8 protein-coding genes are annotated in these 9,740 nt (G+C 60.5%); 5 read left to right on the top strand and 3 right to left on the bottom strand.

The window, feature by feature from the left end; all coding sequences use genetic code 11:
* Positions 1 to 868 precede the first annotated feature (868 nt).
* Positions 869 to 2,308, top strand: a complete 1,440-nt coding sequence (locus EXY20_RS34095) for a hypothetical protein (protein ID WP_135556898.1) — start codon at positions 869 to 871, stop codon at positions 2,306 to 2,308.
* 244 nt (positions 2,309 to 2,552) lie between these two features.
* A complete protein-coding gene (locus tag EXY20_RS34090; protein ID WP_135556897.1) occupies positions 2,553 to 4,280 on the top strand; it encodes a methyl-accepting chemotaxis protein in 1,728 nt (575 codons plus the stop codon).
* Between the two features lie 252 nt (positions 4,281 to 4,532).
* Here the strand turns inward: EXY20_RS34090 and EXY20_RS39340 are convergent, their stop codons facing one another.
* Positions 4,533 to 4,682 (bottom strand): hypothetical protein, encoded by a 150-nt coding sequence (locus EXY20_RS39340; RefSeq protein ID WP_167859717.1) that lies wholly within the window; start codon positions 4,680 to 4,682, stop codon positions 4,533 to 4,535.
* A complete protein-coding gene (locus EXY20_RS34085; protein ID WP_135556896.1) occupies positions 4,679 to 5,932 on the bottom strand; it encodes a hypothetical protein in 1,254 nt (417 codons plus the stop codon). Before EXY20_RS34085 ends, EXY20_RS39340 begins: the two co-directional genes overlap by 4 nt.
* A gap of 327 nt (positions 5,933 to 6,259) precedes the next feature.
* Here EXY20_RS34085 and EXY20_RS34080 point away from each other — a divergent pair, with 327 nt between their 5' ends.
* Positions 6,260 to 6,685, top strand: a complete 426-nt coding sequence (locus EXY20_RS34080) for an MFS transporter (protein WP_135556895.1) — start codon at positions 6,260 to 6,262, stop codon at positions 6,683 to 6,685.
* 117 nt (positions 6,686 to 6,802) lie between these two features.
* Positions 6,803 to 7,882 (top strand): YncE family protein, encoded by a 1,080-nt coding sequence (locus EXY20_RS34075; protein ID WP_167859716.1) that lies wholly within the window; start codon positions 6,803 to 6,805, stop codon positions 7,880 to 7,882.
* A gap of 48 nt (positions 7,883 to 7,930) precedes the next feature.
* Here the strand turns inward: EXY20_RS34075 and EXY20_RS34070 are convergent, their stop codons facing one another.
* Positions 7,931 to 8,653 carry a tyrosine-protein phosphatase gene (locus tag EXY20_RS34070; protein WP_135556893.1) on the bottom strand — a complete coding sequence of 241 codons (723 nt, stop codon included), beginning with the start codon at positions 8,651 to 8,653 and terminating at the stop codon, positions 7,931 to 7,933.
* A 164-nt stretch (positions 8,654 to 8,817) separates the two neighbouring features.
* Between EXY20_RS34070 and nadE the strand changes: the two genes are divergently transcribed.
* Complete coding sequence (nadE, locus tag EXY20_RS34065; protein WP_135556892.1) at positions 8,818 to 9,627, top strand: ammonia-dependent NAD(+) synthetase; 810 nt, start codon at positions 8,818 to 8,820, stop codon at positions 9,625 to 9,627.
* Positions 9,628 to 9,740 lie beyond the last annotated feature (113 nt).

The following is a 9,740-nucleotide window of genomic DNA, read 5'->3' as shown; positions in this document are numbered from 1 at the left end:
TGATTACAATCGCACTCGCATCCATTCGTCAATTGGTTACCTCACCCCGCATTTATGCGAAAAAAGGTACTACGAGCAACAGCAGATCGCTTAAATTGTGTGTCTACTTTCTTGACAAAGGTACACGGCAGCCTCGCGGAGCCGTTGCAGCGCATGAAACCTGCGCTAAACGCCTCGCGGTAACCCCGCGGAGCCACTGCAGCGCATGAAACCTGCGCTATATTCGCCGCGGCCGACTCCCGGTCGCCCAAACGCTTCGTTTCGCTGCCCCGGCGTGGTTGCCGGGCAGCGAGCGGGGCGTTTTTTTGACATATCATAATAAAAATAGCCAATCAAAAATGGCTTGTTTGCCCGATTTGGCCTGCCTCGTGGGAAATAGGGAGTGAAAAACATGACTTATTGACTCCGCCGGACCTCCCAATCAGGCCATTTAGCCGAAAAAGGCAATCAAACATGGCCTATTTTGCAAGAGGCTTCATCGAAGCGGCACAAAAAGCGAATTGGTTAGTTGGCGGAGGGGAGAATGCCGCGCTTTGTGCAACGTGTCTGCTTCGCGAGGGGGTTGGGATGGAGAAGCTGAGCGCTTCTGCAAAAAAAGTGGCTTCGGGAGATTACGCTGCGTTCGCCGTTGTTTTCCGGATATCCCCTTGGCCTATATCGTTCGACAGAAGCTTTTCTAACGAACAGCTGAGACCGCCCCCCGCCGCAAATGCACAAAAACGTGCATTGACGAACCAAAACGGATGCGCCTATACTTGTGGAGCAATCATATACGGAACTTCGTTCAATATATTGAACGACCCGAGCTGTAACTCGGCCGGCGGCATCATGCGCCGGAATCAAGCGGCGGGGTTGGGGAGGAATTAGCATGCTGACGGCCGGCGTTGCCAGAAGAACGATCAATCCGCAGCTGAATGTGCCGCACGGCGGCTGGGGAGCGCAAACGCACGTGTTTGCGGATGGGTATGAAGCGGATTTGTTTACGACGGCGCTTTATTTGGGCGAGGAGGACGAAGGCGTCCTGATCGTGGATGTGGACGCCGGCTTTTTCCTGGTCGAGCAGGCGAACCGCATTCGCGAGCAAATAAAGCAGGCAACGGGACTGGCGACCGAGCGAATTCGGCTGTCGGTGACGCATACGCACGCCGGGCCTTGCTTCCCGAGCAACTATTATGCCGAGGGTAGGGAAGCGAACCTCGCTTATGTGCAGATGTTGACGGAGCAAACGGTTGCCGCTGCGGCGGAGGCGATGACCGGTCGACGGCACGTCCATGCGGAGGCGGGACGCGGGTTCTGCGCGATCGGCAAAAACCGGCGGCAGCGGCTCGAATCGGGCGTCGTGGCAACGGGCTGGGACGAATCCGGAGTCGCCGATCCCGAAGTCGGCACGGTGCGGTTCGTGGTGGCGGAAGACGGCCAAACGATAGCTTCGCTTGTCCACTATTCCTGCCATCCCACGACGCTGGGCTATACCTGCAAGGTTCACAGCCCCGATTACCCCGGCGTCCTGAAACGAACGGTGGAGCGGATCGTCGGCGGGACGTGTTTATTCCTGCAAGGCAGCGCCGGCAACGTCGGACCGGGGCCGAAAGGCTTCCTTGACAATATGGCCGCGATGCGGCGAATAGGCACCGCGATCGGCGCGGAAGCGGTCTCTGCGATGATGCGGGCGGAAGCGGAAACGAAGGCGCACCGCTTCGAGCGAATCGTCGAGTCTGGCGCGCGGCTCGCCATTTGGCATACGGAAACCGTGCGCGGCGACCAGACGTTCCGCTTCGGGCATACGACGGTGCCGCTGCCGCTGATCGCGATGCCCGATCCCGGCGAAACGCTGGCCCGCTACGAAAGCCTGCAGCGGGAGCTGAAACGGCTGCAGCAAGCCGATGCCGGCGAGGAGGCGATTCGCCAGGTAACCTTTCAATTGAAACGGACGTTTCTCTCCTGGGAGATGGCGGTCAAATACGAAGGCAAAACGCACGCTCACATCGATGCGCAAATCGTGCGGATCGGCGATACGGCGCTGATCGGCTGTCCGCTCGAGCCGTTCGCGGAAATCGGCCTGCGTATCAAGGAGCTTTCGCCGTTCGGCATGACGCTGTTCAGCGGCTATTCGAACGGGCATTACGGGTATTTGCCGACGGCGGAAGCACACACGGAAGGAGGCTACGAGGTGGAAACGTCGCCGTTCCGCCCCGAAGCCGCGGATATGCTGGTCCGGCACATGGCGGACTACTTGCGGCAGTTTTATCGCGAAGGCGATTCCGCCGCAAGGACTACGTCGTCGCCAAAACGAAGAGAAGCGGATTGACGAATGCTCGTTCTGTTATTGTTATTAGCCGGCAGCCATTCCGCCCGGAACTTGGCTGCCGGCTATTGTTGCATTTGCAACCGCCAACCGCAATGGTTGTAAAATAAAGCTGAAATTCCCCTGCGTCTTATTGGCAGTCCTCCGTTTATAGGCTAAACTGAATACGATTGCATGACTTGGCTCGTGCGGTTTTCCAGCGCGAGCGTACGGCTAGGCGGCACTCTATGATCGGAGGAAAGTACCGTTGAGAAGTTTGCAGATGCGCATTTTGCTCGTGTTTTCGTTTATTGTGCTCGTTTCGGGATCGTTGCTGGGCTATATGATGTACGCGTCCTCAGAGAAGCTTGTCGTCGACTCGCTGGGCACGCAAGCCCGTTTGCTGGCCGACCGGGCGGCCAAGCTGGTCGACGCGAACCAGTTCGCGACGCTGGCGGCGACGCCGGAGAAAGGGGAAACGCCGTACTACAAAGAACTGCGGGCGAAGCTGAACGAGCTGCGGCAGCAGAACGGCCTGAAATATTTATACACGATGGCGACCCGCCAGAAAGACGGGAACGCCGAATATTATTATGTGGTGGACGGGGCGCCGGCCGATGCGCAAGGAGACGGCTTCTCCCCGCTCGGCGAAGTGGAGGAAGAGTTTTACCCGAGTCTGGTCGATACGTTCGCTAGCGGGGAGACCCAGGTCGGCGAACTGACGGAGGACGAATCGTACGGCGCTACGGTGACGGCCTATGTGCCGATCCGGTCGGCGTCCGGCCAACTGCTCGGCATCGTCGGGGCTGACTTCGACGCGTCGGAAGTGTATACGCTGCTGCAGGATAACCGCCGGCACGCGATTGTGACTGCGATGATTATTCTGCTGGCGACGATTGCCGTCGTGTTCGTCATCGCCCGCATCATTGTCGGTCCGCTGAAGCGGCTGACCGCCGACATGCAGCGCGTCCAGTCCGGCGATTTGACCGTGGCCGTGCAGGTGCGCGGCAAGGACGAGCTTGGCCGCTTGGCGCAGGCGTTCGCGCAGATGGTCGGCGACCTGCGGCAGATGATCGCCGCCGTGCAGTCGAGCGCGGCGCAGCTGCGGCAGGCGTCGAAGGCGCTGACGGCGAGCGCCGAACAGACGGAGCGCGGCAGCGGCGAAATTACGCTGAATATTCGCGAGACGGCGGCCGGGCTGCAGACGCAGATGAAAGGCGCGAAGGAAAGCGCGAAGGCGATGGAGGAAGTGAGCGCCGGAGTGCAGCGCATCGCCGAATCGTCCTCCGTCGTGGCGGAGGCGTCGCTCGTGACGACGGAGGAAGCGCGGCGCGGGAACGAATCGGTGCGCCGAGCGATGGAACAGATGCGGGCGATTCATGTTTCGACAAGCGATGTGGCCGCCGACATCCGACGGCTCAACGAACGTTCGGAGCAGGTGCATGCGATCATCGACGTCATTACGGCGATCGCGTCGCAAACGAACCTGCTGGCGCTCAACGCGGCGATCGAAGCGGCGCGGGCGGGCGAACAGGGCCGCGGCTTCGCCGTTGTTGCCGATCAGGTGCGCAAGCTCGCGCAGCAATCGGAGGAATCGGCCGCCCGCATCGGCGGCCTGCTCGACGAGATGCTGCGCGATACGGAGCGGGCGGTGCGCGCGATCGGGGCCGGCCAGCTCGAGGTGGAAACGGGCGTCAGCGTCGTGAGCGAGGCGGAATCGGCATTCCGCCGCATTATGACGGAAGTGGAGCGCGTGGCGGAGCAGGTGCAGGAAGTGTCGGCGGTGTCGCAGCAAATTGCCGCCGGGTCGGAGGAAGTGTCCGCCTCGGTCGACGAGATGGCGAACATTTCGGCGCAGTCGGCCGCGCGGCAGCAGCGCATATCCGCCGCGGCGGAAGGGCAGCTCGCCGCCATTAAACACGTAGCGGACGCGACCGACTCGCTCGACGAAATGGCGCAGCGGCTGTTTGCGCTGGCGGAGCGTTTCCGGGTGTGAGGGAAGCATCACGCCCCGATAGGCGCGGGGATGAGCGTTCAGACCGACCCAGCAGGGGAATAAGCCATTTTTCATGGCCTATTCCGCCCAAAACAGCCAGTCGCGACAAAATAGCCAGTGATTTCACTGGCTATTTGCGTACATTTGCCCGGGTTGGGGCCGTTGATGCCCAATAACCAGTGTTTTCACTGGCTATTTCCGACGAGGCCCTCGAAAAGGAGCCAATAAGCCATTTTTCATGGCCTATTTCTTTCACCCCTTACGAGGGGGAGAGCGCAATGCGCTCGCCGCCGCCTGCCAGGGCTCAATCATGCAGAAAATCTCCCGCTTTTCAATCTCGCGTTTGACTTTGGCGGCGGACTTGCCATCGAATTCGAATGCGAGAAGCAACTCGTCCGTCATAGGTGGTCTCTGAAGCCGAGGATGAAGGCGCCGAACGCCGTGAGCCGGATATAGCGGAGGCGATAAATCTCGATCCCCGTTCCGTCCGTGGCAGCGTTTGCCGCAACATCGACAATGCCGAGCGCCGCCAAATATTCGAGCAGCACCACCTCGACGAAGCGCCCCTCCAGCTGTCTCCAGTCGTACATGCCGTCATAGTATTCCCGCACATTAGGGTCGTAGGTCGGAATCGGTCCCGTTTCGCGGACAAGGAAGCCTTTGTCGCTTCTGCGGATATAGTCGATCAGCTCGTCGCTGTCGATCCATTCGCCGACCGGGCAATGCGCCAGGCAGGCGATAATCGTTTCGCGGCAGCGCTTCATGGAGCCGGGCCGTTCCGGCCGAGCCTTCACTTCGGGAATGCGGTGCAATTCCTGGATGGCACAGGTGTTCACATAGGCGCCGAGCAGCAGTCGGCAGCGGCCGATCGGATCGGCTTGCAGAAACGCGGACGCCTGCGAACCGACTGCCATTACCCCGGTGTTGTTCCGCAGTACATCGGCGGCCATCAGCAGCTGTGCCATGCCGTACAGGCGGGTGGTGTCCTCGATCGTCCACATGTCGTCCGCGCTGCGCCAGGACGGCAGAAACGGCTCCGGATGGGCGAACGCCCGGTTCCACTGCAGCGCCGCGGCTTTGGTCGGCAGGCCGCCGCTTTTGGTCGTGCGCAGCTTGGTGCTGTTCGCCATGGTAATCATGACGTTCATATCGCCTGCAAAATCGTCCCCGAGCACCTGCACGTAATCCGTTTCGCTGCGCACTGCACCTTCGTCGACACCGGTCAGCAGGACTTCCAGCGGTGGCATGAGCTTGGTTACAATAGCCTCCAAGGAGGGTGGGATCGTAAGGCCGATGAAAAACAGCCTGGCCGGCGATTCCGGAGCCAGTAGGCCAAGCGGGATCGGGGAAAAAGAGCGATGCCTCTCCTGCGTTTTGCCGTGCCGCGCGAGCAGTTGCGTCAGGTCCTCGTAGTCAAGCGACTGCCCACAGCGAATGAACGTTTCCATTAAATCCTTTTCAAAGTCAGTCAATCGGCGCCAAAGCGATACGATCGTCTCCTCGTTGCCGTAGAAAGCTTCGAGCGCCGCAACCATCTCGTCTTTGTGCTTCCCTCCCTTGGGGATACCGGCGATTCGCAGCAACTGGGGCAGTGTCATTTCATAGCTGGATCGGTTGGTCGTCAATTGTTCCAAATAGGGACGCAGCGACATGGCGATACCTCTCCTTCCGAAAGAGAAATTCCGTTGTTCCCTGGAATTCGCCGGATATGGCCGAAATCCTTTTCCGGAACGCCCGCCGCATCTCCTACCCGGGACGGAGGCAATTTCCATTCGGCGGCCGATTTGTGAACGGCAAATTCGATTTATAGTGGAAAAGCGGACGCCGCGTGTTCGGTCATGCAAGTTGCGACGGCGGTTGTCCATCCGAAAGAAAGTGAAGGTTCGCGTGCATGAAGGCGCAACAAAACAACAAACCGGTCTGCTGACCATGCTCGGGGTTATGGGCGGCTTGTCCGGCTTCCCCTTTTCGCGCAAAATGTGAGGGGCCTTACCCCAACCGCTTCCGGCTATATGTCGCTCGGGTTTATGGCAGGCGCCATTCCGGCAAGCGTGTTGTGCGGCTTCCTGATTGCGAAGGTCGCCTACAAGCATCTGTTTGTCGCCTCGTTCGCTTTGCCGATCGCCGCATATTGGATGCTGTCGCGCAATATTCATGGCGGCATCGCCAATCTGTCCGGCGAATTCCCGGACGGCACGTCGGAGACGATCCTGAACGGCGGTTTCCCGCCAGGCTTGTCCGTCGAATTGGTGCACCAAATCAAAGGCGTGTTCGCCGGCGCGTTCCAGCATATGTTCGCGATCGGCATTGCGTTCGCCGTGGCGGCGTTTGTACTGACGCTGTTCCTGCGCAAGGAAGTGCTGACGCAGCGGACCGAAGCGGCGGAAAGCACACGCGCGGCGTAGTGCCGGCCAAGCTTCCGACCGCTTGCCTCACGCCGTATTTTCCCGGGAAAAGGGCGAATATCCAATCCAATCGGGCCGTAGCGGAGTACACTACCTTATCACGAAGGCGAAGGGGTGTTGGCCATTTCAACGAAACCAGGCAACAGCGTCAAAATCGCCGAAACGAAGGAGACGATCCCGCTGGCCGTGACGGCGACAGTGCCCGTAGGCGACAACCCGACGGACATTGCGCTGAACGGAGCGACGAACCGGATCTATACCACCAACAACGACGACAATACCGTTTCCGTCATTGGCGGCCGGCTGCGGAAAGTGATCGCTACCGTCAAGGTCGGCAAAGGACCGGTCGCGATCGGGCTAAACCCGTTGACGAATCGCGGCTATGTCGCCAATCTGGACGGAACCGTGTCCGTCTTCAACGGCGCCACGAATCGGGTCATCGCTACGCTGAAGGCGGGCGGCTTGCCCGGCGACGTCATCATCCATGCGCGCGCCAACCGCATCTATGTGCCGAATCAAGGCAGCGACAGCGTGACCGTCATCAACGGCCAGACGAACAAGGCGATCAAAACGATCAAAGTCGGGGATGCGCCCAGCGTAGGCGCGGTCAATCCGCATACAGGCCGCATTTATGTGCTGAATCAGCAGAGCAGCTCCGTAACCGTCATCAACGGGCGAACGCTTGCGGTGGCCGCTACGATCCCGGTCGGCTCGACGCCGCTGGCGATTGCCGTCAACCGGGTGACGAATCAAGTGTACGTCACCACGTTCAACAACAACAACGGCGTCGTGTTTGTGATCGACGGGGCGACGGATGCGGTGATCGACACGGTGCTGATCGGCGGCGAAAACGACAGTATCGCCGTCAACGAAAAGACGGGGCGTGTCTACGCGGCGAATCAGAGCGGGGACAACGTCACGGTGCTCGACGGTGAAGCGATGGCCGCCATCGCCAGCGTCGAAGTAGGGGCGGGGCCGATCTATACGATGGTGGACGAAGCGCGCAACATGGTCTACGTCGTGTTGTTTCGCGCCGATTCCGGCGGCTCGCTGGTGCGGATCGACGGCAAATCGAACAAAGTGGAAGGAGCCGTAGCCGTTGGCCGGGGAGCGATCAAGGCGGTCGTTCATCCGCTCGGGCACCGCATCTACGTGCTCAATCAGGAGGACAATACGGTCACGGCGGTCAAAAGCTGATCCCGCCGCATTGCGGCATCGCTGCATGTGCGAAGGGCGGGAAGGGGATCAGTCGGCTGCCGACGGCCGCTGCAAAATGCCGGCCATCCGGCGCGCAATTTGGTCGGCGCGCTCTTGGCCGGCACGTTCGCGCACCCGGCGGAAGCCTTCCGACAAGTTCGGCTTGCGGTTGACGTTGTGCGCATCGGTCGCCAGCGTGTGGGCCAGATCGCGGTCGACGAGCCAGTCGGCGAACCGCTGCACATCATCGCCGCTGCGCCCGGTCAGGCTGTCGGCGGACACTTGCAGCCACGCGCCCGCTGCGACGATGCGCTCGACCAGCTCCGGCCGCTCGCGAAAAAAATGATGCCGCTCCGGATGCGGCACGATCGGGGTCGTCCCGCGGGCAAGCAGCCAGGCGACAAGCTCCGGCGTATCCGGATCGTATTCCGCCCAGCGCTGCTCGAGCAGCACGAACCGTCCGGCATCGTCCAGGTAACAATACGCTCCTTGCTCCGTGTCGCGCATAAACGTCGCTTTGTTTTCCAGCCGCACTTCGTTGCCCGGATGAATCGTGACGGCGATGCCCGCCTGGTCGAGCTTGCGCTGCAGCTCCGCGGTTTTGCGCCGGACGAGCCCGGCCTCGTTGCGCCAGAGCGAATTGAAATGAGGCGTCGCGATAATGTCGCGAACGCCGTCCTCGTAAGCGATGCGCGCCATCGCGACGGACTCGGCCATGCTGTCCGCGCCGTCGTCAATGCCGTGCAGGATGTGGCAGTGAATGTCGATCATCGTGTGTCAACTCCTTTGGTTGCCTTGGTCAATTGCGCCGGGTGCAGGGCGGACCTGCGTCTGTTGCCATGGTAACAAACCGGGTTGGAAAAATCCACTTGAAATCTCCCCTTGAATGGCTATACTAAACTAAAACCGGCTTATTGAAAGGGGATGTTGGAGCGATGGATCTGCAGCAGGAAATTATCGCCAAGCTGGGCGTGCAGCCGCAAATCGACGTCCAGGCGGAAATTCGCAAGCGGGTCGATTTTCTAAAAGAGTACGTGCTGAAGTCCGGTACTACGGGACTGCTGATCGCCATTAGCGGCGGCATCGACAGCGCGGTGGCGGCGGGGTTGTGCAAGCGGGCGACCGACGAACTGGCCGCCGAACGAGGCAGGGACTACATGACGCTCGGCGTCTTTCAGCCTTACGGCAAGCAAGTGGACATCGCCGACAGCTATGCGGTGGCGGAGGCGTTCGGGCTGAAGCATCGGATCGAGACGAATATCGAAGAAGCGGTGAACGAAATTGCGCTGGAAGCCGAACACGGGTTGAAGGCGATCGGCGTGCACCGGCACTTGAGCCGGGGCGGCAAAGGCAACGTAATGGCAAGGACGCGGATGGTAATGCAATACGCGCTTGCGTTCGAGTTGAACTTGCTTGTGGTCGGCACCGACCATGCGTCGGAAGCGATCACCGGCTTCTTCACCAAATATGGCGACGGCGCGGTCGATATCACGCCGCTCAGTTCGCTCAACAAGCGCCAGGTCAGGCAGCTGGCGAGCGAGCTCGGCGTACCGCAGAGCGTGCTGGACAAGGCGCCGACCGCCGGGCTGTGGGAAGGGCAGACCGACGAAGGCGAGCTCGGCATCACTTACGCCAACAATAGCGATTATCTGGAAGGCAAAACAATCGACGCGCAGGCTCAGGAGAAACTGGAGAAGCAGTACTTGCGCACCGAACACAAGCGGGCGCCGATTCCCGGCATTTGACGGGACAGGCAGCCGGCCGCAAGGCCGGCAACCGCGCTTGAAACGGCGCATCCATTCTCCAAGGTCAAGGCAGAGCCGATCCGGCGCCATGACGCGACCGATCGTTTCGATGC

It is taken from the genome of Paenibacillus cymbidii (assembly GCF_004764705.1).
Taxonomy (GTDB): domain Bacteria; phylum Bacillota; class Bacilli; order Paenibacillales; family NBRC-103111; genus Paenibacillus_AN; species Paenibacillus_AN cymbidii.
This window is presented reverse-complemented; position numbering and strand designations above follow the sequence as displayed.

Bases quoted from the DNA above. Each gene is read 5' to 3' on its own strand.
- EXY20_RS34085 (WP_135556896.1), bottom strand. From the start codon at position 5,932: ATGTCGCTGCGTCCCTATTTGGAACAATTGACGACCAACCGATCCAGC.
- nadE (WP_135556892.1), top strand. From the start codon at position 8,818: ATGGATCTGCAGCAGGAAATTATCGCCAAGCTGGGCGTGCAGCCGCAA.
- EXY20_RS34070 (WP_135556893.1), bottom strand. From the start codon at position 8,653: ATGATCGACATTCACTGCCACATCCTGCACGGCATTGACGACGGCGCG.
- EXY20_RS34095 (WP_135556898.1), top strand. From the start codon at position 869: ATGCTGACGGCCGGCGTTGCCAGAAGAACGATCAATCCGCAGCTGAAT.
- EXY20_RS39340 (WP_167859717.1), bottom strand. From the start codon at position 4,682: ATGACGGACGAGTTGCTTCTCGCATTCGAATTCGATGGCAAGTCCGCC.